Origin of the sequence: Pantoea sp. JV6, assembly GCF_025910055.1 — a bacterium.
In the GTDB taxonomy this organism is placed as follows: Bacteria; Pseudomonadota; Gammaproteobacteria; order Enterobacterales; family Enterobacteriaceae; genus Pantoea; species Pantoea agglomerans.
Map to the genome: position 1 here is coordinate 359778 of NZ_JAPCIM010000003.1, position 20369 is coordinate 380146.

29 protein-coding genes and 1 pseudogene are annotated in these 20369 nt (G+C 53.1%); 17 read left to right on the top strand and 13 right to left on the bottom strand.

Annotated features, from left to right (window positions below; genetic code table 11):
• Positions 1–219 precede the first annotated feature (219 nt).
• On the top strand, positions 220–1227 hold the full coding sequence (locus OK412_RS05705) for a hypothetical protein (protein ID WP_033768755.1): 1008 nt from the start codon (positions 220–222) through the stop codon (positions 1225–1227).
• A 169-nt stretch (positions 1228–1396) separates the two neighbouring features.
• A pseudogene (locus OK412_RS05710) lies at positions 1397–1785 on the top strand (VOC family protein).
• Positions 1786–1908: 123 nt separating this feature from the next.
• Here OK412_RS05710 and OK412_RS05715 read toward each other — a convergent pair.
• On the bottom strand, positions 1909–2526 hold the full coding sequence (locus OK412_RS05715) for a pyridoxamine 5'-phosphate oxidase family protein (RefSeq protein WP_033787202.1): 618 nt from the start codon (positions 2524–2526) through the stop codon (positions 1909–1911).
• A 409-nt stretch (positions 2527–2935) separates the two neighbouring features.
• On the opposite strand from OK412_RS05715, the gene OK412_RS05720 reads away from it, so the two are divergent.
• The 3 genes from OK412_RS05720 to OK412_RS05730 all read left to right on the top strand — a co-directional run bounded on the left by OK412_RS05720 (position 2936) and on the right by OK412_RS05730 (position 4453).
• Positions 2936–3484: a GNAT family N-acetyltransferase gene (locus OK412_RS05720; protein WP_010670580.1), complete on the top strand. Its 549-nt coding sequence runs from the start codon at positions 2936–2938 to the stop codon at positions 3482–3484.
• 143 nt (positions 3485–3627) lie between these two features.
• Entirely contained in the window at positions 3628–3759 is a 132-nt protein-coding gene (locus OK412_RS05725) for a hypothetical protein (RefSeq protein ID WP_010670579.1), read from the top strand.
• 127 nt (positions 3760–3886) lie between these two features.
• On the top strand, positions 3887–4453 hold the full coding sequence (locus OK412_RS05730; RefSeq protein WP_033773604.1) for a TetR/AcrR family transcriptional regulator: 567 nt from the start codon (positions 3887–3889) through the stop codon (positions 4451–4453).
• Here the strand turns inward: OK412_RS05730 and OK412_RS05735 are convergent.
• Positions 4440–5321: a LysR substrate-binding domain-containing protein gene (locus OK412_RS05735; RefSeq protein WP_033779946.1), complete on the bottom strand. Its 882-nt coding sequence runs from the start codon at positions 5319–5321 to the stop codon at positions 4440–4442. The two genes, OK412_RS05730 and OK412_RS05735, sit on opposite strands and share 14 nt — an antisense overlap.
• 96 nt (positions 5322–5417) lie before the next feature.
• On the opposite strand from OK412_RS05735, the gene OK412_RS05740 reads away from it, so the two are divergent.
• From OK412_RS05740 to OK412_RS05750, 3 genes are read left to right on the top strand one after another with little or no spacing between them, the layout of a single operon-like run.
• A complete protein-coding gene (locus tag OK412_RS05740; RefSeq protein ID WP_010246860.1) occupies positions 5418–5723 on the top strand; it encodes a carboxymuconolactone decarboxylase family protein in 306 nt (101 codons plus the stop codon).
• Positions 5723–6112, top strand: coding sequence for a tautomerase family protein (locus OK412_RS05745; protein WP_264352833.1), 390 nt, complete (start codon positions 5723–5725; stop codon positions 6110–6112). The genes OK412_RS05740 and OK412_RS05745 overlap by 1 nt, the downstream gene beginning before the upstream one ends.
• Positions 6109–6636 (top strand): DUF4865 family protein, encoded by a 528-nt coding sequence (locus OK412_RS05750; protein WP_264352834.1) that lies wholly within the window; start codon positions 6109–6111, stop codon positions 6634–6636. The genes OK412_RS05745 and OK412_RS05750 overlap by 4 nt, the downstream gene beginning before the upstream one ends.
• Positions 6637–6661: 25 nt before the next feature.
• Here the strand turns inward: OK412_RS05750 and OK412_RS05755 are convergent, their stop codons facing one another.
• On the bottom strand, positions 6662–7039 hold the full coding sequence (locus tag OK412_RS05755) for a RidA family protein (RefSeq protein WP_264352835.1): 378 nt from the start codon (positions 7037–7039) through the stop codon (positions 6662–6664).
• Positions 7040–7490: 451 nt separating this feature from the next.
• Between OK412_RS05755 and OK412_RS05760 the strand changes: the two genes are divergently transcribed.
• Both OK412_RS05760 and OK412_RS05765 read left to right on the top strand, forming a co-directional pair.
• Positions 7491–7766, top strand: coding sequence for a hypothetical protein (locus OK412_RS05760; protein ID WP_010246864.1), 276 nt, complete (start codon positions 7491–7493; stop codon positions 7764–7766).
• A gap of 14 nt (positions 7767–7780) precedes the next feature.
• Positions 7781–8119, top strand: coding sequence for a type II toxin-antitoxin system RelE/ParE family toxin (locus OK412_RS05765; protein ID WP_010246865.1), 339 nt, complete (start codon positions 7781–7783; stop codon positions 8117–8119).
• 294 nt (positions 8120–8413) lie between these two features.
• On the opposite strand, the gene OK412_RS05770 is transcribed toward OK412_RS05765, so the two are convergent.
• Both OK412_RS05770 and OK412_RS05775 read right to left on the bottom strand, forming a co-directional pair.
• A complete protein-coding gene (locus OK412_RS05770; RefSeq protein ID WP_033760803.1) occupies positions 8414–8734 on the bottom strand; it encodes a hypothetical protein in 321 nt (106 codons plus the stop codon).
• A 115-nt stretch (positions 8735–8849) separates the two neighbouring features.
• Entirely contained in the window at positions 8850–9545 is a 696-nt protein-coding gene (locus tag OK412_RS05775) for a B3/4 domain-containing protein (RefSeq protein WP_191924090.1), read from the bottom strand.
• A gap of 43 nt (positions 9546–9588) precedes the next feature.
• On the opposite strand from OK412_RS05775, the gene OK412_RS05780 reads away from it, so the two are divergent.
• Complete coding sequence (locus OK412_RS05780; RefSeq protein ID WP_033768765.1) at positions 9589–10191, top strand: helix-turn-helix transcriptional regulator; 603 nt, start codon at positions 9589–9591, stop codon at positions 10189–10191.
• Between the two features lie 5 nt (positions 10192–10196).
• Here OK412_RS05780 and OK412_RS05785 read toward each other — a convergent pair whose 3' ends face one another.
• Positions 10197–10703 (bottom strand): MarR family winged helix-turn-helix transcriptional regulator, encoded by a 507-nt coding sequence (locus tag OK412_RS05785; RefSeq protein ID WP_010670568.1) that lies wholly within the window; start codon positions 10701–10703, stop codon positions 10197–10199.
• A 137-nt stretch (positions 10704–10840) separates the two neighbouring features.
• Here OK412_RS05785 and OK412_RS05790 point away from each other — a divergent pair, with 137 nt between their 5' ends.
• The 4 genes from OK412_RS05790 to OK412_RS05805 all read left to right on the top strand — a co-directional run bounded on the left by OK412_RS05790 (position 10841) and on the right by OK412_RS05805 (position 14073).
• Entirely contained in the window at positions 10841–11998 is a 1158-nt protein-coding gene (locus OK412_RS05790) for an MFS transporter (protein ID WP_264352908.1), read from the top strand.
• A gap of 67 nt (positions 11999–12065) precedes the next feature.
• Positions 12066–12758, top strand: a complete 693-nt coding sequence (locus tag OK412_RS05795) for an aspartate/glutamate racemase family protein (protein WP_223564460.1) — start codon at positions 12066–12068, stop codon at positions 12756–12758.
• Positions 12759–12791: 33 nt separating this feature from the next.
• Positions 12792–13121 (top strand): DHCW motif cupin fold protein, encoded by a 330-nt coding sequence (locus OK412_RS05800; RefSeq protein WP_010246874.1) that lies wholly within the window; start codon positions 12792–12794, stop codon positions 13119–13121.
• 211 nt (positions 13122–13332) lie between these two features.
• Complete coding sequence (locus OK412_RS05805) at positions 13333–14073, top strand: YoaK family protein (protein ID WP_264352836.1); 741 nt, start codon at positions 13333–13335, stop codon at positions 14071–14073.
• Positions 14074–14119: 46 nt separating this feature from the next.
• Here the strand turns inward: OK412_RS05805 and OK412_RS05810 are convergent, their stop codons facing one another.
• On the bottom strand, positions 14120–14845 hold the full coding sequence (locus tag OK412_RS05810; RefSeq protein WP_264352837.1) for an SDR family oxidoreductase: 726 nt from the start codon (positions 14843–14845) through the stop codon (positions 14120–14122).
• A 99-nt stretch (positions 14846–14944) separates the two neighbouring features.
• On the opposite strand from OK412_RS05810, the gene OK412_RS05815 reads away from it, so the two are divergent.
• The gene (locus OK412_RS05815; RefSeq protein ID WP_264352838.1) at positions 14945–15829 is read left to right on the top strand and encodes a LysR family transcriptional regulator; all 885 of its coding nucleotides are present in this window, start codon (positions 14945–14947) and stop codon (positions 15827–15829) included.
• Between the two features lie 20 nt (positions 15830–15849).
• On the opposite strand, the gene OK412_RS05820 is transcribed toward OK412_RS05815, so the two are convergent.
• Together OK412_RS05820 and OK412_RS05825 are read right to left on the bottom strand one after the other, a co-directional pair.
• A complete protein-coding gene (locus OK412_RS05820; RefSeq protein ID WP_010246880.1) occupies positions 15850–16245 on the bottom strand; it encodes a cupin domain-containing protein in 396 nt (131 codons plus the stop codon).
• Positions 16246–16360: 115 nt separating this feature from the next.
• Positions 16361–17377, bottom strand: coding sequence for a substrate-binding domain-containing protein (locus tag OK412_RS05825; protein ID WP_033760784.1), 1017 nt, complete (start codon positions 17375–17377; stop codon positions 16361–16363).
• 424 nt (positions 17378–17801) lie between these two features.
• Between OK412_RS05825 and OK412_RS05830 the strand changes: the two genes are divergently transcribed.
• Complete coding sequence (locus tag OK412_RS05830) at positions 17802–17996, top strand: hypothetical protein (protein ID WP_264352839.1); 195 nt, start codon at positions 17802–17804, stop codon at positions 17994–17996.
• Between the two features lie 469 nt (positions 17997–18465).
• Here the strand turns inward: OK412_RS05830 and OK412_RS05835 are convergent, their stop codons facing one another.
• From OK412_RS05835 to OK412_RS05850, 4 genes are all read right to left on the bottom strand, one after another.
• Complete coding sequence (locus OK412_RS05835; RefSeq protein WP_010246887.1) at positions 18466–18720, bottom strand: biofilm/acid-resistance regulator YmgB/AriR; 255 nt, start codon at positions 18718–18720, stop codon at positions 18466–18468.
• A gap of 161 nt (positions 18721–18881) precedes the next feature.
• A complete protein-coding gene (locus tag OK412_RS05840) occupies positions 18882–19175 on the bottom strand; it encodes a hypothetical protein (protein WP_010670560.1) in 294 nt (97 codons plus the stop codon).
• A gap of 174 nt (positions 19176–19349) precedes the next feature.
• Positions 19350–19595, bottom strand: a complete 246-nt coding sequence (gene ycgZ, locus OK412_RS05845) for a regulatory protein YcgZ (protein ID WP_010246891.1) — start codon at positions 19593–19595, stop codon at positions 19350–19352.
• A 247-nt stretch (positions 19596–19842) separates the two neighbouring features.
• The gene (locus tag OK412_RS05850; RefSeq protein WP_010670559.1) at positions 19843–20136 is read right to left on the bottom strand and encodes a hypothetical protein; all 294 of its coding nucleotides are present in this window, start codon (positions 20134–20136) and stop codon (positions 19843–19845) included.
• Positions 20137–20369: the final 233 nt, after the last annotated feature.

Sequence of the window (20369 nt, forward strand, 5' to 3'; positions counted from 1 at the left end):
TGAGGGTGGAAGGCTTGTCTGAGAGTTTGTAACGGTAAGAGCTATTCAAGGTGTTACGTCTGATTTTTGACAGAGGCAAGCCTGTTATCAGGATATCTGATTTACTGACCCTCTCCCGACGGGAGTTCATGTGCTGGCAGAGGCACGTTGACTTTGGGCCACCGTGACTTTATAGATAAGCTCAAACCTTTATAAGTTTAAGTTGGGGAAAAAGGGCGCATGCTATTGCAGGAAAGCCTTAAACAGGAAGTTACTGAAGCAGTCAAAAAATCACTCACCTTCGATATTTTGTATCAGAGAATACGGCCTGATATATCAGCTTTCGTGGCTGCAACGTCACAACTGCCATTGAAAAGTCTTGATGATTGGGAGCGATTAATACGCTGGCAGATTGACTCATCTTTTTATGCATCAGGTTATAAACGGACAGGTGCTGAGATTCAGCAGGTGTGTTCTCTCAGGTGGCTGGACTTATGTCATGCAGATGGTTTTCGGCGGGAACGCGCATTACGAACATTATCAGTTGGCGCACCCAACAGTTTTTTATTTGCCTTAGCCGTCAGAAGGTTAAATGATTGGGTTCCTCAGGTCAGAGAAGCCGCCCGTGAAGCACTGCCCTCAATCGCAGAAGCTTCTGACCCGGAAATTATCGTGGATGTCTTGTTTATAACGCTTCCCTATTGGACCTCATGGGGAAGAGCGGGTGAGAAGGAACACGAGGTACTGACAGACATTATTTCAATGGAGAACGTCACTGCCTCTCTGAAAAAAAGACTTATCTGCACTTCTTCGGGACCTGCTGCGACTGTCTTTACCCAAGCAGGACGCACGTCAGTATTAGATAATTTTCTGTCTGAGATTGCTGAATCCTCCATTCAGCCCTCACTGCGTGCGAAGGCGTACCGCTGCCTGTTCGAAGGCAAAATTATCTGGTCCGAGGGGCTGGAATGGAAGTGGATTGATAAAGCCTTTGGCGTACGACGGCGTGTACCTGTTTTAAAAGAAAAAACAATAGCCGTTTCCAGACCTTTTATTGATATCTTAAGGATGGCCATACTTGACCGCTCACCGATGGTACGGCGTATAGCCGGAGAAATGCTGATTAAAGAATTAGAAAATATATGTGATGAAGCCTTTTCCATGGCCACTCAACTGGCTTCCGATATATCGGAATCTGTAGCGGAACGAGGAAGGTTTGCACTGGTCTGCTTAAAAAAGGATAAGTGAGGCTTTAATTAAACAAGCTAAGCAATATTATTGTCGCAGGAGCCTTTAGGGTAATCTCTGCCTGCCATAAAGAATCATGCTAAATTTCATGTTGTTATGTGCTTTGCGGGTTGTTTATCAATAATATTTCGGCGAGTCTCACTGTTAATAACAATCAGGGAGCCAGATGATGAAGATAGCTGAGATCGATCATATCCATCTCTACGTTGAAAATATTGAACAGGCAGAAAAGTGGTACAACGAGATCCTGGGCTTTGAACGCGACCCTTCACTGTACTTCTGGTTTGAACAGGGTGGGCCGCTGGTCATAAGAAATAACAGGGCATCCCTCTCTCTTTTCCTGCGAAAATCTCAGCCACCAGGCCATACGGTGGCTTTCGGGGTGGCAGCCTCATCTTTCAACGAACTTATGCCTGTACCCCGTAAGAATAAAATCCCAGCGTCAGTGACCACGACGTGTCGATGTCCGTCTATTTCAGCGATCTCAGTAATAATAAAATTGAAGTGACCTCTTACGACTACCTGCATGCAAAGCAGATACTGGAGAGCTTTACGTAACGCTATCGCTGTTTGCGCTTAGAGGCGTGACTGCAGGCGCACGATGATCTCCGTTCCGAAAGTATAAGTACTTCACTCATCGGCACGCCGGATGAAGTGAAGCTTCCTGGCCCTGAACGGCGATCAGTAAAGTGAGTTCTTCAATCGTTCGGGCAGCGCTTTGTCGTAGGCATCGCCATCAATTTCTGCAATCTGTTTGAGAATCGAACCGGTGCTGGGCAACGACTGCCGTGAGATCTGCGTTTCGGCATCCCATAATCCGGAGCGAATAATCGCCCGGCTGCACTGAAAGAAAACGCTCTCCACAGTGATGCGCAATACGGTTTTTGGCAGCTGATTGTTGATGGCAAAGCGCTCAAGCAGCGCCGGGTCGGTGCTGATTGCTGCCGTGCCGTTCACGCGCAACGTCTCGCCAATGCCAGGGATGAGAAAAAGCAGCGCTACCCGATTGTCATGCAGAATGTTGCGCAGGCTGTCGATGCGGTTATTGCCGCGTCTGTCGGGTAATAACAGGGTCTTGTCATCTTCGATTTCGATAAATCCGGCCGGATCGCCGCGCGGTGAAACATCCAGTCCCTCAGGCCCCGACGTTGCCAGCGCCACAAAAGGCGAGGCGGCGATAAACGGACGATAGGCGGGATGAATATGATCGGTTTCTTTAGCGACAGAGGGCCGGGCGACCGTGCCGTAAAGACCTTCAAGTTCGGTAAGTTCAGTGATAATGCTGCTCTGTTCAGCCATTTTTGCACTTTCCTTTCACTATTCAGATCCTCATGACGCTGAAGGTGAGACTACACAGACCCGACGCGCCAGTTTAAGCAGCACTTTAACACCCATGCAGCGTATTCAGAACCCGTGCGCCACCCTTTATGGCAATCGCCCCGGGTGAATCTGTCTTCCCGCCGCTTAAACAGCTTATTACCTGGGCGGCAACCTCTTTCCACCCTTTACCAATATCAGAAGCACAACACAACGTAGTGACAGCCTCTGATGAGAGGTCCATTTTCTGCAATCAGATGAGCACGAAAACCGCGGCTTGTGCACTGAAATTAGCCACCGTTCGTTAAGAGTATTAACAGAGTTGGTGACAGGAGAAGTTGCTGATATAAAGAGTAAAGATTGCTTATTCAGCACCCAAAAGGAGCGCAGGATGGTTTGGGAATCAGAGCGGCTGCTCTACAGATATACTCTTCGCGAGGATCTTGACGACCTCTTCAGAATTTATGGCGACCCCGAAACGCATAAATTTAACCCGCGAGGTCCATGGCCCGACAGAACGTATGCCATTCAGGCCATAGAGCGCATATTACAGAGCTATCAGGAACAGGGTTTTGGCGACTGGACGATATTTGAGAAAGCCCATCCGGATAAAATCATTGGCTTTGGGGGCGTTTTCAGAAGCCAGTTTGACGGTCGTCAGACGAATAATCTCGGTTACCGGTTTGAGCCTGCTGCCTGGGGAAAAGGGTATGCCACCGAGCTTTCCCGCAGAGCCATTCGCTACGGATTCGAAGAGGCCGGGCTGAGCATCATTACGGGTGTGACGCGCGAAAACCATCTGGCTTCGCGGCGGGTACTGGAAAAAGCGGGCCTGACCTTTTTGAAAAAGGTCGACGATCCTGAGGGGTTGCCTCCCAGCCTGATGTACACCCTCACACGACGTGACTGGCTTGCGGCTGGCAACATCGTTACCGAATAAGTTTGATCTTTCCCGTTTGTGATTCAGGCGTGGCGAAATCTGCGCCACCTTTTCGCACCAGGTCCCTTTAAACCCTCTCTTATCCCGCGATTAATACTCCGCTGTGTGGATTACTTTAGCCACCTTAATCAGCGGGAGGCTTTATGGATATTCGTACAATTTTTATTTCAGCAGTCATGGCAGTCAGTCTTTTATGGATAGGCGCATCAGATAACCGTTCGTCACATCTCACCGCCGAGCCGGTTAAATCTGTCCTGAGTAAACTGCAGCCTTGATTCTCAATCGCCCGATAGCACACATTAGCGCCTGCTCAGCCTGAGATGCGGTACACTGCCGCTATCTGTTAATGCAACTTCGTTGCTTTAACCATGACGTTGAGGCTGATAAAAGCGGGAGAAAGAGATGGCGAGGGAGATGATTCGGCAGGGTGGGCGCAGCGCACGTATTCAGGCGGAAGTGCATAACACCGTTAACCGGTTGCTTGAAACGCTTGATCGTTCAGCTATTACAGTGCCGATGATCGCCGAACAGGCGGGTGTGACACCTTCCACGATCTATCGGCGCTGGGGCGATCTGTCCCAGTTGCTGGCGGATGTGGCCGTGGCACGGATGCGGCCCATTGCAGAACCGGAAGATACCGGATCGACGGCCGGCGATCTTACCGCGTTCATCCAGCAGTATGCTGAAGAGATGTCGTCCAAAGTCGGTCGTGAGCTTCTGGCTGATGTGATAGGAAGTCAGGCTGAAGTGGCGAGCCAGAAATGCTGTGGGTTTACCTATCAGCATCTTGAAACACTGAAAAGTCGGGCCGAGGCACGCGGCGAATCAGGCTTTGACGTTGATCGCATCATCGATGTGGTCGTGGCGCCGGTGATGTTTCATATTCTGTTCGGCGACCGCGACATCTCAGCAGAATACTGTTCGTCTCTGGTTCAGCGGGCATTTCAGACAGCAGTCAGCGCTGAATAAAGGGCAGGGCGGCTTGCGTGATCAGATGCTGCAAGAGTGCTCGCGCCGGATCGTCACCCTGATCTGAGCGGGCGAGCGCGATACCCAGATAGCCGGGCATTGGCAGCCGGTGTGATTCAATCACCAGCGTCTCCGGCAACCCGGCGCGGGTGCGCAGGGTGATGCCCAGCCCGGCCTGTAATGCCGCCCAGATCCCGCTAAGACTGTGGCTGGTGAACACAACCCGCCACGGAATACCTGCCTTATCCAGCGCCTCAATGGCGCGCGATCGCATGACACACGGCGCATCGAATGCCACCAGCGGCAGCGGCTCGCCGCGCTGCAGATATCCCGCCAGATCAAACGCCGGATGCTGTATCCAGGCTAACGGACACTGACCAATTAACTGCGTGCCAGCCTGCTGCTCTGCCTGCCACAGCAGCGCCAGATCCAGCTCATGACGGGCCAGCGCCGTAAGCAGCGGCAGATTTCTGTCGACGCGTGCGGTCAGCATCACCTCCGGATGCTGCCGGTTGAACGCGCCGAGAATGTCCGGCATCAATGCCTCGCCAAAATCCTCCTGCATCCCGATGCGTATTTCGCCCTGTAACGCTTCGCCTTTCACTGCCCGCAATGTCTCATCGTTCAGCGACAGCAGGCGTCTGGCGTAACTCATCAGCTGTTCACCGCTGCGGGTCAGCTGCACATGCCGCCCTTTTTTCATCACCAGCGCCGTGCCGCATTGCTGCTCCAGTTTCTTAAGCTGCGCACTCACGGCCGAGGCAGACCGACACAGATGCTGTGCCGCCAGGGCAAAGCTGCCGGCATCAATGCCCGCGACGAAACTGCGCAGCGCATCCATATCGAGGGACTCCGGTACCTTGTTCATTATTGTCCTGTAATTATGGATGGTAAGAGCTGATTAATTTGATTTTCAGGATTGAAGGCCTGAGTGACACTCTGTCTCACCACTGAGGAGTGTGCAATGAAAAAATCGCTTGATCGGGAAACACTGGCGCAGCGCGCGCCAAAACTGGCCGAACTGACACAGCAGGTGCTGTTTGGCGATATCTGGCAGCGCGAACTGCTGTCACCGCGTGAACGCAGCCTGCTGACGCTGGCAACGTTAACCGCGCTGGGGCGGGTCCAGCAGTTGCCGTGGCACATCGATTTCGCCCGGCAAAATGGACTGACGCAGGATGAGCTGGTGGAGAGCTTCACGCATCTGGCGTTTTACGCAGGCTGGCCCGCCGCCGTCACCGCGCTGGGTTATCTGGAGGATAATCACTGATGCCCTTTACCCGAATTACCCTGCGTCAGGGCTACAGCGAGGCGGCTCTGCATCAGATCTCCACGCTGCTTCAGCAAGCGCTGGTCGCAGAATTTGACGTTCCTGAGCATGATTGCTTTCAGGTGATTGAGATGCTGCCCGCCGGACAGCGGGTATTTGATCGTCACTATCTCAGCGGCGGGCGCAGCGATAATTTCGTGCTGTTTCAGGTGATGGCAGGCCGACCGCGAATCCGCCAACAGAAGCAACGGTTTTATCATTCACTTTGTACGACGCTTCAGGCGGAGATGGCGATCGATCCTGACGACGTGATGATCATCATTCAGTTTAACAGCACCGAAGAGTGGAGCTTTAGCGGCGGCAGGATGCTGGCACAGGAGGCGTTATGATTATCATGCACTACCGTTTTACCCTGCCCGCTGACTACGACATGGGCATCATTGAACAGCGCATCAGTCTGAACGGAGCCCGGCTTGATGGCTTTCCAGGGCTGGTGGCCAAGGCGTATCTCTACACCTGCCGTGATGATGACGGACAGAATGAAAACCGTTATGCGCCGCTCTATTTCTGGCGGGAGGCGAGTGGTATGCAGCGTTTCCTGCAAAGTCCTGGCTTTGCGACGCTGGTCAGGGATTTTGGCTGGCCGATCATCGAAAGCTGGCTGGCGCTTGAGGGGCTGACCCACATGCCGGATCTGGCCGATGCCCGCTTTATAACGCTGAACCGCTGGACGATTCCACCGCATTCAGACCTTACGACACTGCCGGTAACAACAGGGATCAGCGCCTGGGATGTGAGCCGCTGGCAGGGAGTAGACGTTAACGCTTCACACCAGCGCCCCGCTGGCGAGCAGGAAGTCTATCGCATCGGTTATCTGGCACGGGGTGCAGCCGTCGCGGATCTGCAACTCTAGCATCGGGAATGCCGCTGCTTTCTACTCACAGGGCAAAAATGGCTTCAATCTCTATGCGCAGGTCAGTGGAGAAAAGTCCGCTGACCTGTACCAGTGAGCTGGCGGGCAGATGCTCGCCGTAGTTGCGATAAAGCACTTCCCGCAGCGCGGTGATCTCTGTGAAAGAGGTGATGAATATCGTGACCTTCAGCAGCGATGCGAGCGACGTATGCTCAGCCGCGGCAACCGCCCTGAGTTGATTAAAAATGGCTTCTGCCTGTTCAGCCATATCTCCCTGCTGAGCCGCCGTACCGAAAGCGGTCAGTCCTGAGACATACAGCGTCGCGCCATGCTTCACTGCGTGGACATAAGGCGCTTTTACTTCGCCCAGTTGCGGGTAATTTTTGCGTTCTGGCATCGTCATATTTTTCTCTTTTTAAGTGATTTCATACCATACAGGCTACTGGCATTAAAGCAGGCTGAGAGTCGATAGCGGGTTGTGTTAACAAATCGGCAATAGGCAGAAGAGGTGATTGCTAGTGGTTAAGGCGATCTTTTGACGATTTCAGTCGATTTCAGACATCAACGCCGGTCCTGTGTTGCGTGCTATATACAATACATTGAATAGCATGACTACCTTCTGATTTTAAACCTATCAGGACGATGCCTTGCCATCCAGATTCAGTAACGTGGATAGGGTGGATAAATATGTACACGATTTCACTCGTAGGTTATATTCATCCTATGACCCTCGGAAAAGAGAGGGGCAGTTCAAATCTTACGGTCTGTGAAATTTTTTAATCAACGATGAAATCTGGATGGCTCTACCGGCAATCCCTTTGATTTTACCCGTCCTGTCTAATCGGAAATCATGTATGAACTCAAATCAAACCATGTCCCAGAAGCTTGCCAGAGACAGTCTCGGAAATGCTGCCGCCTTCGAAGGAGGAGTATACGTAACAAAAAACGGCGTCTCTGAACTCTTCATCCAGACTGCTGCTGAGCGTCAGGCTGAGATTAGAGAAATCGAGCAGGAAAGAAACATAAACGCCCTTTTCAAGCTGGCCTTGCAAGCTAAAAAGGAAGTCGCTGATGGCAAAGGCATGACCCCTGAAGACGTTCTGGGAAGGTTACGTGCCGCAAGAAAATAATAGAGAGGCTTTGAGTGTCAGAACAATATCAGCTGGTAATCGCGCCTCTGGCTGAACAGTGTCTCAAGGACATTGAGTCCTATAAGAGCGGAACAGTTGGGGCGCAGCAAGCGGCTGCATTTGTCGATAATCTACTCATGGATTCAGTCGACAATATCAGTCAGGATCCTGAAAGGTATCGCTACAATGCTTATCTTTCAGAGCGCGGGCTTTTGTTACGCGAACGTCTTGATGTTGAAGGAGAGTATCGTGTTCTGTACGATTTCGTGGACAATACTATCCAGATTCTTCTTTTCGTTAGTATGAAACAGGATTTCGGAAATTTGCTTTACAGATACAACATACTGAAATGACGCTCAGGGCCCGCTAATGCGGGCTTTTGCATAATGAAAGCTTATGGACGTAAGTGCCACTGTCAGCATCCCCGTTTTAGTTTCACTCAATTTTTGAGATTTCCGGATTCTCAGCCATCAGCCCATATTTCTCCGGCATCAGGTTATCAGGGATTCATAAGCCCGCTTACCTGTTAGTCGTAGACAAAAAACACGGTAATTTCAGATGCGTAGGGATAAGCCAGGACGGGCGCGGCCATAATGATGACCAGCGCGAAATCATATGATTAATGATATGAACACGCCCGTCAGAAATCAGCGCTTCAGCATCTGCTGGCAGGCGAGGTTATCCTGGGCGGCGCGCTGCTGTTCATCAGGTGTCAGTTGCTGCCAGCGAGCAATCACGCTGCGGCCCAGCCCCGATTTATAAGTGATTTTTTGCAGCGCATAATCAGAGTTGCCGCCTTCAATGACGTTCTGCATCTGCCGGTCGAGTGGCTGCTTATTATCATGATCAATCGCGCAGAGCACCGCGACGTAATACGCCTTATCTTCCTCACTGTCGTGTGGGATAAACCACCAGGCGGCCAGGGCGAGGATCAGCAGCAGGGGCAGGATATATTTTACTTTAGCCATTTTAGTCACCGGTTGAGTGCCGTTAAGTCAGCCGGGTATGGCCAGACGCAGGGCGCGTATCCTGCCACAATTTCTGCTCACCGTTTACCTTGTTCAGCCGCTGTTAAGGCAATGTTCAGTTTGCTGGCGCTTCAATCAGCGTCGTACTGATTTGCGCACCCGGCATCATCTGCTGTAATCCCGAAACCAGATCGTCGCTGGCCTGTTGCAGCGCGGAGAGCGGCATAGCGGGCAGACTTTCCAGAATGAACCACATCTGCTGCGCGCTGGCATCCAGTCGGGTTCTTACACCCTGACGCCAGTTCCAGCGGCGACAGGTTACGCCCTGATCGTCGCGCCAGATCACTTCGCCTGGTTCTGGCGACTCATAAACCACCTCGCCCTCTTTAACGGTATCGAAACGTTCACTGCCGTCAGCAATCACCAGACGTGGCTCGCCAGCATAGGCCGCGATATTTTCACCCCCGACCGGCAGCGCATAACGAATGCTGATGGCGTTATAGAGATCGACAACCGGATCGATGGCAGGCAATGCGCCATCCCGCAGCACACGCTTACGCAATGCTTCTGCCGAACAGGGTGTACGTTTCGCTTTGGCACCAAAGGCTTTAAATACTTCAGCCCAGGCGGCGAGATGCGCGTCTGCCCACGTCGCATCATCATTTAACACCTGCTGACATGCGCTTTTCATTGCATCGCTGGCAACGTCTGGTCGGGTAATCGGTGTGGCTTCCACCACAATACTCATGGCACGAAAGCCGGGAGCGAGCGCGAAAACAGCAGGATCGATTGACGGGTGAACAGATAACATCGGATACTCTCTCAGTGACTAATTTATTTCATAGTAATGACCGATGACCAAAAAAGTCAATATAACGACCGATGCGGGTGCCGATGTCGCCAGTGTCAATCAGGCTGTTTCGGACAGCATCAAAAGCTGGCGTAAAAGTCAGAAACTCTCGCTGGATGAGTTATCCCGCCGGGCTGGCGTCAGTAAAGGCATGCTGGTGGAGATCGAAAAGGGTGCCGCCAATCCCAGCATTGCCATTCTCTGTAAAGTGGCTGCCGCACTGGGCGTCTCGGTGGCAGATATCGTCAACGTTGCGCATGCGCCTGACGCCTGGCTGATTGAGAACAGCGAAATGCCCCGGCTGTGGCAGGGCGAGCAGGGCGGTTATGCGCAGCTGCTGGCGGGAACCCGTGGGCCGGATATGATCGAGCTCTGGCGCTGGCAGATGTTTGCGGGCGAAGCTTTCCGTTCTGCCGGTCACTCCTCAGGCACACTCGAACTGTTGCATGTCGAGCAGGGCACGCTCGCCTTAACGGTGGGTGAGCAGACCCTGGTGGTGCAGCAGGGCTGTGCAGCCGTAGCGCGAACCGATATGCCGCATGCCTATGCCAGCGCCGATCACCTGCCGGTTATCTTCACCATGACGGTGGCCGAACTGCAGCGCTGACGGCGCTATTCTGCGGCTGTCGCTTCGCCTGGACACGCCAGCAGCAGCGTTTTCAGCAACCTTTCCAGTTCGGCACGCTCTGAAGCGCCAAGCGGGGCCAGCACCGCCTCCTGCGTAGCGGTATGGACGCGGAGTGCATGCTCAATCTGCTGCTGCCCGTGCGGCGTCAGCCCGACCAGCATGCTGCGCTTATCCTCTGGCGCGGCAATACGCTCAATCAGATGCTGCTGCTCCAGCCGGTTCAGACGATTTGTCATCGCACCGGACGTCACCAGCAGCGCCTGGTAGAGCTGGGTGGGCGACAGGCGAAAAGGCGATCCCGCCCGTCGCAATGTCGCCAGCACATCAAATTCTCCCTCCTGAAAACCAAAAGGCTCCAGTGCCTGACTGCGCGCTTTCGCCAGATGTTTCATCAGACGCAGCACCCTGCCGAAGATCCGCATTGAAGAGGCGTCGAGATCGGGCATCGCGTCGTCCCACTGACTGACAACGAAATCAATATGGTCATGCATAAATCACCTTTAAATATTGTGGTTATGTTGTCGGGTTGTGCGCAGCCTCTTAACACCGGGGGGAATTTATCTTAACGTTAAGATAAATAGTGGCAGCCCGGTGCTGTCATCGTCAATCCTCTTTTAAGGCGTCGATGATGAAAAATAAGGTGTTGTTCCCCGTTCTGTTTGCCGTGATCGCTTTTCTTATCGGGCTGAACCTGCGCCCTATGCTGGCGATTATCGGCCCGCTGTTCCCGGTGTTGCAACTGCAGGCCGGGTTGTCGTCGACAACGTTCAGTCTGCTGACCACGCTGCCAGTGGCGATGATGGGTCTGGCCGCACTCTCTGGCCCGTGGCTGATCGCCCGCATCGGGCCGGTAAGGGGAATCGCCGCCGGTTTGCTCTGTCTGACGGTCGCCTGCCTGTGGCGCGGGGTTACGCTTACTCCCTCTCAACTGCTGCTCACCGCGCTGGCGGGGGGCGCAGGGATTGGCGTGATACAGGCGCTGATGCCCGCTCTGATCCGGCAACGCTTTGCTGAGGCAGCGGCGACGCTGATGGCGCTGTTCAGCACGGGCATTATGGCGGGCGCGGCACTGACTGCTGCCGGTGCTGACCCGCTGTTTTCATGGCTGGGCCTGCAACCCGCGCTGGCGCTTTCCGGCGGGTTAACGCTGGTAACACTGCTGATCTGGCTGACTTTAGTCAGGCGATCGCCGCAGGTGAGCGTGGCCTCTGATGCAGCGACGCTGCCTGTGCGGCGTACCCTGTTGCTGATGCTCTTTTTCGGCATTGGCACGGGTGCTTATACATTAGTGCTGGCCTGGCTGCCGCCATTCTATATTCAACTGGGCTGGAGTGCTCGCCACAGTGGCTATCTGCTCGCGGCCCTGACGTTAACCGAAGTGGTGGCAGGATTCATCGTCTCGGCGACGTTACATCGCTTTCCCGATCGCCGTCCGCTGCTGCTCGGCGTGCTGGCCCTGTTGCTGCTGGGGCTGCTGAGTCTGGTCTTTTACCCGGGTACGATGCCGATACTCTCTTCACTGTTACTGGGTACGGGCATCGGTGCGCTCTTTCCGCTGTCGCTGATCGTCACGCTGGATCATGCGCGCAGTGCCAGAGAAGCGGGCATTCTGCTGTCACGTGTACAGGGAGGCGGATATCTGATTGCGGCTCTGATGCCGCTGCTGGCAGGCTGGGTGCGTGATAGCGGAACGTCAATGACTCAGGCCTGGCTGATCATGAGCGCTGGCGTTGTGCTGTTAATGGTGATTGCCCGACGCTTCAGACCTCAGAACAGTATCAACTGAACAAAGCCGTTGCCGATCAATGTCGATCTGGCATGCTGGAATAAAACCCCTGAACCCGGAGTGCATTGTGAAAGTGATTGGTCTGTTAGGCGGTATGTCGTGGGAGTCTACCGCGCTCTATTACCGTATTCTCAATCAGCTGGTTAAACAGCGGCTGGGCAGCCTGCACTCGGCGGAGCTGGTGCTCTATAGCGTGGATTTTCAGCGCATTGAGCAGCTACAGGCCGCGGGCGAGTGGCAGCAGGCGGGAGAGATACTGGCTGAAGCGGCACGCAATCTGGAACGGGCTGGCGCGCAGTTCATCGTACTCTGTACCAACACCATGCATAAAGTGGCAGCACAAATCAGCGCCGCAACGGGCATCCCGCTGCTGCATATCGCCGACGCCACCGGATGGCGCATTCAGCAGGCCGGGGTGCGTAAGGTCGGATTACTGGCGACGCGATTTACCATGGAACAGGATTTCTATCGCGGGCGACTTCAACAGCAGTTTGGTCTTGAGGTGATCACGCCGGATAGAGAGGATCGGATTTTTGTGCATGAGGTGATTTACCACGAGCTCTGTCTGGGCGAGATCAATCCCGCGTCGCGTCGCCGTTATGGGGAGATCATGCAGCAGCTGGTCGCGCAGGGGGCGGAGGCCATTATTCTCGGCTGCACCGAAATCACACTGCTGGTGGATGCCACGGATGCCAGCGTGCCACTGTTTGATACCACGCTTATCCACGCGGAAGAGGCTGTTACCCAGGCGCTGGCCTGACGTTTATCCTGCACTTAACCTCAAGGGAATTGCATGAAAATAGAAAATCTGCCGTTTGGCCTGACCCAGTGGGATCAGATTGAAGAGACGATTCATCCCGGCGAACAGGGACAGGCGACCTGGCGAACCGTGAAGTTTAACGATATCCGGGTGCGGATGGTCGACTATTCACCAGGCTATGTCGCCGACCACTGGTGCACAAAGGGCCATATTTTGCTGTGCATGGCGGGTGAGTTGCACACTGAACTGGCAGATGGTCGCCGTTTCGTGCTGACACCGGGCGTCAGCTATCAGGTGGCGGACGATGCTGAACCACATCGCTCCTTTACGTCCACAGGCGCGCAACTATTTATCGTTGACTGAGTTCACCATCAGCCTCTCTGGTGATCACCTGCTGGTGAATCATCGCGTCGTTGACACTTTTAAAAGTAAACTGAATCAGCTTTATAAAAATCAGCAAAATTAATGGCTTATTTCATCAGAGTTATCTGGTTCTGACAGGAATAATTTCCATCAGGTTGTATGCTAGAAGCCTTATAAGAACGTTTTGCATTCACCTGAGGTGGGGAAGCCTGTGCTGATAAAAAAGAAGAAAGTTCGTTCGCATACCGAAGATCGACTGCTGGCGCTGGTGCTTGCCACCACCGCCGGCATCCTTAATGCCATGGCGCTGGGCGCGTTTGGATTTTTTCCATCGCATATGACCGGTAACACGTCGCAAATCTCCCAGAAAGTGACCACCAGCGACCTCCATACCATGCTGTTTTTGATGGCACTGATTATTGCCTTTGTGCTGGGTTGTACCGTTGCCCGGCTGGCGGTGGTAGTGGGGATCAGACATAAGTTACGCACCATATTCTGTCTGATCATTCTGGCGGAAGGGGCGGCACTGACGGCGGCATCAATCTTTGAGATCGTGTTCTACCGGCCAAGCTTTAACGGGGAAGTGCTGTTAATGCTGGGCTTTTTAATGGGGATTCATAATGCGACATCGACGCAGCTCTCCAATGGCCGCGTCAGATCGACCCACATTACCGGCACGCTGACCGATGCGGGTATTGCGCTGGGTTCGTGGATCTTTGCCCATACGTCCCACGCCGTGCATCTTGAAACCGACGATCGTCGCTTTTTCCAGAAGGTTCTGCACACCCATCTGACTACCGTGTTTTCATTCCTGAGCGGCTGTATTGCCGGTCTGCTGCTGTTCAAAGTCTATGGCTTTAACGCCATGGTTGGACTGGGAATATTTCTTATGCTGGTGGCACTGACGGCCATCGCCATCACCGTGCAGCGTACCCGCAGAAGCCTCTACTGACAGTAAAACCTTCCGCCCGATGCACACAGCGCATCGGGCGGGTTGCTTACTGCTGCGTTCGGGTTGGCCGCACCACGATTTCGTTCACATCCACCTCTTCAGGCTGTTCAATGGCATAGCGCACGGCGCGACCAATGGCGTCCGGCTGCAACGCGATAGCGCGATAGTGCTGCATCGCCTCGGCGGCTGCCGGATCGGTAATGGTTGATGCCAGCTCGCTCTCCACCACACCGGGATGGACACAGGTCACCCGTAGCTGGCTGTTCTCCTGCCGTAATCCGTCGGAAATCGCCCGCACCGCAAACTTAGTGGCGCAGTAGACGGCTGCGGTGGGCGACACGGCCAGCGCCCCTATCGACGCGACGTTGATGATGTGGCCGCGCTGGTGGGCCAGCATGGTCGGCAACACTGACGCAATGCCATACAGCACCCCTTTGATGTTTACGTCGATCATCTGTTCCCACTCTTCCACCCGCAGCGACGCCATCGCTGACAAGGGCATAATACCGGCGTTATTGATCATTACATCCACCCGGCCCCATCTCGCCAGCGCATACTCAACGAACTGCGTCACCTCTTCGCGGCGCGTTACATCAAGCGCTTTGATCGCCACCTCTGCACCATTGAACTGCAGCTCTTCAGCCAGCGCGGCCAGGCGGCTTTCCCGCCGCGCACCCAGCAGCATAATGGCATCTGTTTTCACCAGTTCACGTGCAATGCCTGCACCGATGCCGCTTGAGGCGCCGGTAATTAAAATCACTTTCTGAGTCATTTTGTTTCTCCAGTCAGGTTGTCACTGGCGATCATACGGCGACTGGATTATAAAGATAATCCACCGAACGCTTTACGCACTGGTAACTCAATCTGACCAATGAATGCCGATAAAAATGCTCTCGAAGTATTTGTGATTGTGGCGCAGACGCGAAATTTCCGGCTGGCCGCAGAACAATTGGGTGTTACGCGTCCGGCGATCAGCCAGAGTCTGCGACGTCTGGAAGACAGGCTTAACCTCACGCTGATGCAGCGCACCACACGATCGGTTCAGCTGACCGAAGCCGGACAGCGGCTCTATGCCGAAGTGGCGCCGGCGATCAACCAGCTCAATCGCGCCGTGACCGATATTGCCGAACTGGCTGCGGAACCTCGGGGCCAGCTGCGGCTGGCGATCTCCTCGATTGCTGAGCGGATGCTGGGGGGAGAACTGCTGGCGAGCTTTATTACCGCTTACCCGCAGGTGGAGGTGGATATCACCGTCACCGATGAGGAGTTTGATATTGTCGGGCAGCGCTATGACGCGGGCGTGCGGCTGGGGGAGGTGATTGCTCAGGATATGATTGCGGTGCCGGTATCCACCGCGCAGCGTCAGGTGGCGGTGGCGTCACCCGCCTATCTGGCTCGCGCAGGCACGCCGCAACATCCTCAGGATCTGGTCAATCATCGCTGCATCGGCTGGCGAAAAGGGCCAGGTCTGGCCCCTTATCGCTGGGAGTTCGCAGAGCAGGGACGCGAGTTTGATGTTGCCGTCAATCCGCAACTCACCACCAACGATATGGGGGTGATGATCCGCACCGCCTGCGCCGGGGGCGGCATCAGCTTTGGCATGGAAGAAACCTTCCAGCCTTACATCGCACGTGGCGAACTGGTGACCCTGCTCGACGCATGGTTGCCTGCCTTTGCCGGCTTCTATCTCTATTTTCCCAGCCGTAAAAACCTGGCCCCCAAGCTGAGGGCGCTGATCGATCACGTCAGACTTTAGCGACAGAGTGCACGTCTGATTTAGCGCTGATATTGCTGATCGCTGACCTGCTCCAGCCAGTCAACCGGCGAGCCGTTCAGTGACTCAGCGATAGCAATATGCGTCATGGCGTTATCCGGCGTTGCACCGTGCCAGTGCTTCACGTTTTCCGGGATCCAGACGATATCACCGGTGTTCATCACCTGAATGGCTTCACCCTCACACTGAATCCAGCCCTGGCCATGCGTGACGATCAGGGTTTGCCCGAGTGGATGGGTATGCCATGCGGTGCGGGCACCCGGTTCAAAAGTCACCGTTGCGCCACCCACGCGGGCGGGTTCGGTTGCCTGGAATGGCGCATCAATCCGAACCGTGCCGGTAAAATATTCAGCAGGTCCCTTACGCGAAGGCAGCGATCCGTTGGCGATAATTTTCATTACTCACTCCTGTTGTTAACGTGTCATGCACAGTGTAACCGGCAAGCCGGAGCGTGATTAGCCCGCTCAGTCGGCAAACGGTTATGAGCCGGGCTCATTAATTGCCTGACAGTTTTCAGGCTGTCATGTTGTAACGGGTGATGATGTTAATTTTAGAGTAGGGCGCGGGCGGTTCTGAGGCGGGCAAAAATCCATGAAACGCCAGCAGCGTTCTGAAAGCGTGCAGCGCATCAAGCTGTAAATTATGCTCGATTAATGCATCAATTTTACCGGCCTGCAGCAGTGCACGATTCTCACGATCGAGATCGTGACCAATAAAAGCGTTAACCGTCCGCTTTTGTTCGGCAAAAGCGCGCAGTATGCCGGGATTACCGCCACCGACTGTGTAGACCGCATCTGCATCCGGATGTCTCTGCAAAAACTGTGTCACCGACTGCTGCATCCGGGCGTCAATGCCATAACCGCCTGCCACCACGCTCACCTGATGCTGGGGCGCAAACTCCTGCATTGCTCGCTGAAACCCCTGAATTCTCTCCTGTTCGCCAATGAAATCGTGACTGCCGGTCACAGCCACAATATGCGAACGACTCACCCGCAGCCATTTTGACATCAGAAAAGCCGCCACTTTACCGGCATCAAAATTATCCATGCCGATATAGCGCAGGCGCGCGCTGCCGGGCAGGTCGCTCATCATGGTGACCACCGGAACGCGTTGTTTCAGCAGTGATTCAAGGGTGGGATGAAGTTCACCAGAACAGGCTGCCTTAAGAATGACGCCGTGACTATGCAACGCTTTTTTATTTAGCAGCGCGTTAATCGCCTCCGCAGTCAAATTCGCGCCGAAGTGGAAACGCAGCTGAAGTTTAAAGGCAGTAAAACTGGCAATCTGACTGCTGAACGCCTCACGTATCAGTGGCTGAAAGCGGTCAGGTGTATGCATGATGACGTCGAAATAGATCGTTCTTCCCCTGGCGAGTCCCGCTTTTTGCATCAGTTCCAGGTCCGCTATCGCCTGCTGGATTCGGTGCTGGGTCGTGGCATGCACGTTGCCGCGCTGATGCAGGGCCCGGTCGATGGTCGCCAGACTGAGTCCCGACTGGGCAGCAATCTGTTTCAGGGTAAATTTAGCCATGTGCTGCTCGTGACACCAGAGGATGACGATAGTTTTATCATACTGCTGGCCATTGTCAGATGATCATTTGTGAAAGGCTGGTCAGAACATATCAGGCCGGGAAAGCTGCCGCGCAGGTTATCGCAACAAACAGTGAGTCGTAGAAGTGTTTATAACACATTCAGCCAAAAGTCTGTTTCCGCGATATATAACTATCCAACTCTCAATATACATGGGCATAAATAGATTACAGCGGTTGCTACCACGTTTTTGCTATTTATAGCTTCAGGGCTGCATGGGGTGAAAATAAAGCAAGATAATATTCTGAGGTTGTATAGTTAATAACCTTTTTGCCGCTTCGCTTATATTTCCCGCTTGACGGCTTTTTTGTTTTTTGGCTCCCGCTAATGATAGACTGTATATGCATACACCATCGGGAGGTCGTGTGAAGTACGACAACGATAATGAAATCCGTGCGCTGGTTGGTGCGGTAGTCAGTGATTTGATCAAGGCGGGAGAGCCGGTTCATTTCCACGACATTACGGACGCGCTGTTTCGCCTGAGCGAAGAGACGCGTGACAACAGGCTGAAAGCATTGTGTCAGGAAGCGATAAGCTTTTTCACTCGTAAGATGCATTAAGGTTGCCAGGCCTGATGCCGGGCGTTGTCCCGGCCTGTGTCATGATAGCGGCCCTGCTACCTTTGACATCGGCGAGAATAAGAGGCATTGCATATTGCTGGCAGCCATTAAAACGGATTTTTTGTGAGTCGTTTGTTTTTTATTCAGCGAGACGGTTGATGACCGCATTAAAAATGTCAGTCAGATCTTTCTGTTGATTATTCATTAGGGGTGGCGAATTTCTGATAAAGAAGTTCGCCTTTTCATTGGCAGGTCTTATTAAGCCTGAATGATCATCATCTGGCATGATTGCAAAAAAGCGTTATCGTCGGGATCAAATCCCTGCTACATCATTAACCTGCAAAAGAATTTTTATATCGGATAATTTCTGTGTGGCATATCGGGTATACAGCGAAAGTGAGGGAAGGAAACAAAAGCGGGCAAGGGGGAAGAGTATCCTGCGTTACCAGAGGTAACGCAGAATGGCGTATCAGATGCCGGTATCGTCTGGCGTGCGGCCAACCACGATTTCCAGCGTTTTGCGTAACACATCCAGCCTGACAACATCTGAAGTGCATTCCAGTTCAGCGATCAAATAGAGGATGATCGCTTTATTGGTTACACGTCCCTGATCAGCAACAATGTCACGAATCACTGCGCCCAGCAGTTCAGTTTCCGGAGCAAGCTGATCGCCTGCGCTACGGAAGTAGTCAATGATTGAAGAATCTGATGATGAATGCTGCATGATTATTCTTTCTCTGAGGAAAATGGGTCAGATGCAATGGTTGAAGTCAAAAACGAGTGTAGGCGCAGTTTTCGTTTTGCCCAGCCCGCCTTAAAAATTCTGTTCAGGTCTGCCGCTTCGCTTAAAATTAGCCGCATGTATCAGGTACGCAGTACGCTCAATCAGTGCTTTTTCGAACCTTCAGGCGGGCCATCACTGTTCATACGATGAGCCGTGTTATCACGTTCGGCACCGTCGCCCTGCACGCGTTTGCGCGCGGCAACCATACCATTACGGACTTCAGTGATGGCTTTGCGAATCACTGACACTTTCACGGCGTCGTCAGCATCAGCAGCCATCAGTTCGAGCTGTGCGATTAAGGCGTTGCTGGATACCGGTTTGTCTGACTTGAGTAATGTCAGAACGGCTTCGCCGATCATAACATCTGTCAGTTTCTCATCTTCACTTCTGTACATACTGGCTTCTCTGATTGCGAATCAATGGCCATGCTGCGGGTCCGTATGCGTCAGCGGGTGCGACTTAGTGCACCCGATACGGGAAGCAGAACTGGGCTTTATTGCTAGGATAGATCTTCCTGGGTGATGGCTGAAACAGGCGTCCTGATTAACATGCACGACCGTGAGAGGGCATTAATCTTCGCGACGAAACAGCATCGCAATGAGTTCATGCAGATGACTCTCTTCTTCTGGCGTGGCAGCCAGTTCAAGGCGACTCAGCAGTTTACTGCAAATCGTTTTCCGACTAAGGCTATGACCTGCGCGCAGAATTTCCACCACAACCGAACCCAGCGTCTCCTGTTGCGACGGTGAGCTGGCCTGATTAAAGTAACGGGCAATATCGCTGATCGTTTCCGGGGCTTGTCCGTTCTGACGCATGTTGTTGTCCTCAGGTGATTTAAATGTATGCACTCTGGATGCGCAAGTTATACATCTTTGCAAAACTTGTACAGAATTTTGGATTTTTGGGATTAATTTTTTTGTGCAAAAAGTGCTAAGGCTTTTAAAACAGGGTGTTACGAGGAGTTTGTAGCGAGGTAAAAATTGTACCAGATTCTTGTATCATTCACACCCCACCGACGCTCCGACCTGAATATTAAGGCCGGAGAGGAACGGCACACATGGATTAGTGTTTAAAGAAGATGTCATCGGCAGAGACAGGAGCAGCGGGCTCTTTGCCAGTGGTTTTGGCAAGCCAGTTCGCCGGGGCGGTGCTGCGGGAACCGATGGTTTTGAACCCCATCAGCCATTGAAGCGCATGCTGCATCTGCTCAAGGCGAGTCTCATTAACTTCAGAGTCAGCCATGACCCTTAGTTCATTAATCAGCAGTTCAACATTCACTTCCTGACCGGCATTAAACAGGTTCATTGCGGCTTCGCCAATGATGACATTCGCTTTTTCGTCGCTGGAAAAATACAAATTATCCTCCTGGGTGATTGCGGTAAGTAACATTAACTGTAGCAAAAAAATTTACGAAGCTTAATCAATTCAGCCTATCAATAAGATTATTTTAATTGTCGGTCTGCTATGCGTGTCATGTGAGTGCCGCCAGGTGTCAGAGCGCTTTTCGGTCAATTGCACAGCCAGGATGGCCTTTTTGTAATCCTGTTATCGCTTTTGCGGTTTACTCAACCACAGATGAGAAAGGCGTA

What these genes read in the sequence shown, in the direction of transcription:
- OK412_RS05705 (WP_033768755.1), top strand. Translation starts at nt 220, where the DNA reads ATGCTATTGCAGGAAAGCCTTAAACAGGAAGTTACTGAAGCAGTCAAA.
- OK412_RS05715 (WP_033787202.1), bottom strand. Translation starts at nt 2,526, where the DNA reads ATGGCTGAACAGAGCAGCATTATCACTGAACTTACCGAACTTGAAGGT.
- OK412_RS05720 (WP_010670580.1), top strand. Translation starts at nt 2,936, where the DNA reads ATGGTTTGGGAATCAGAGCGGCTGCTCTACAGATATACTCTTCGCGAG.
- OK412_RS05725 (WP_010670579.1), top strand. Translation starts at nt 3,628, where the DNA reads ATGGATATTCGTACAATTTTTATTTCAGCAGTCATGGCAGTCAGTCTT.
- OK412_RS05730 (WP_033773604.1), top strand. Translation starts at nt 3,887, where the DNA reads ATGGCGAGGGAGATGATTCGGCAGGGTGGGCGCAGCGCACGTATTCAG.
- OK412_RS05735 (WP_033779946.1), bottom strand. Translation starts at nt 5,321, where the DNA reads ATGAACAAGGTACCGGAGTCCCTCGATATGGATGCGCTGCGCAGTTTC.
- OK412_RS05740 (WP_010246860.1), top strand. Translation starts at nt 5,418, where the DNA reads ATGAAAAAATCGCTTGATCGGGAAACACTGGCGCAGCGCGCGCCAAAA.
- OK412_RS05745 (WP_264352833.1), top strand. Translation starts at nt 5,723, where the DNA reads ATGCCCTTTACCCGAATTACCCTGCGTCAGGGCTACAGCGAGGCGGCT.
- OK412_RS05750 (WP_264352834.1), top strand. Translation starts at nt 6,109, where the DNA reads ATGATTATCATGCACTACCGTTTTACCCTGCCCGCTGACTACGACATG.
- OK412_RS05755 (WP_264352835.1), bottom strand. Translation starts at nt 7,039, where the DNA reads ATGACGATGCCAGAACGCAAAAATTACCCGCAACTGGGCGAAGTAAAA.
- OK412_RS05760 (WP_010246864.1), top strand. Translation starts at nt 7,491, where the DNA reads ATGAACTCAAATCAAACCATGTCCCAGAAGCTTGCCAGAGACAGTCTC.
- OK412_RS05770 (WP_033760803.1), bottom strand. Translation starts at nt 8,734, where the DNA reads ATGGCTAAAGTAAAATATATCCTGCCCCTGCTGCTGATCCTCGCCCTG.
- OK412_RS05775 (WP_191924090.1), bottom strand. Translation starts at nt 9,545, where the DNA reads ATGTTATCTGTTCACCCGTCAATCGATCCTGCTGTTTTCGCGCTCGCT.
- OK412_RS05780 (WP_033768765.1), top strand. Translation starts at nt 9,589, where the DNA reads ATGACCAAAAAAGTCAATATAACGACCGATGCGGGTGCCGATGTCGCC.
- OK412_RS05785 (WP_010670568.1), bottom strand. Translation starts at nt 10,703, where the DNA reads ATGCATGACCATATTGATTTCGTTGTCAGTCAGTGGGACGACGCGATG.
- OK412_RS05790 (WP_264352908.1), top strand. Translation starts at nt 10,841, where the DNA reads ATGAAAAATAAGGTGTTGTTCCCCGTTCTGTTTGCCGTGATCGCTTTT.
- OK412_RS05800 (WP_010246874.1), top strand. Translation starts at nt 12,792, where the DNA reads ATGAAAATAGAAAATCTGCCGTTTGGCCTGACCCAGTGGGATCAGATT.
- OK412_RS05810 (WP_264352837.1), bottom strand. Translation starts at nt 14,845, where the DNA reads ATGACTCAGAAAGTGATTTTAATTACCGGCGCCTCAAGCGGCATCGGT.
- OK412_RS05815 (WP_264352838.1), top strand. Translation starts at nt 14,945, where the DNA reads ATGAATGCCGATAAAAATGCTCTCGAAGTATTTGTGATTGTGGCGCAG.
- OK412_RS05820 (WP_010246880.1), bottom strand. Translation starts at nt 16,245, where the DNA reads ATGAAAATTATCGCCAACGGATCGCTGCCTTCGCGTAAGGGACCTGCT.
- OK412_RS05825 (WP_033760784.1), bottom strand. Translation starts at nt 17,377, where the DNA reads ATGGCTAAATTTACCCTGAAACAGATTGCTGCCCAGTCGGGACTCAGT.
- OK412_RS05835 (WP_010246887.1), bottom strand. Translation starts at nt 18,720, where the DNA reads ATGCAGCATTCATCATCAGATTCTTCAATCATTGACTACTTCCGTAGC.
- OK412_RS05840 (WP_010670560.1), bottom strand. Translation starts at nt 19,175, where the DNA reads ATGTACAGAAGTGAAGATGAGAAACTGACAGATGTTATGATCGGCGAA.
- ycgZ (WP_010246891.1), bottom strand. Translation starts at nt 19,595, where the DNA reads ATGCGTCAGAACGGACAAGCCCCGGAAACGATCAGCGATATTGCCCGT.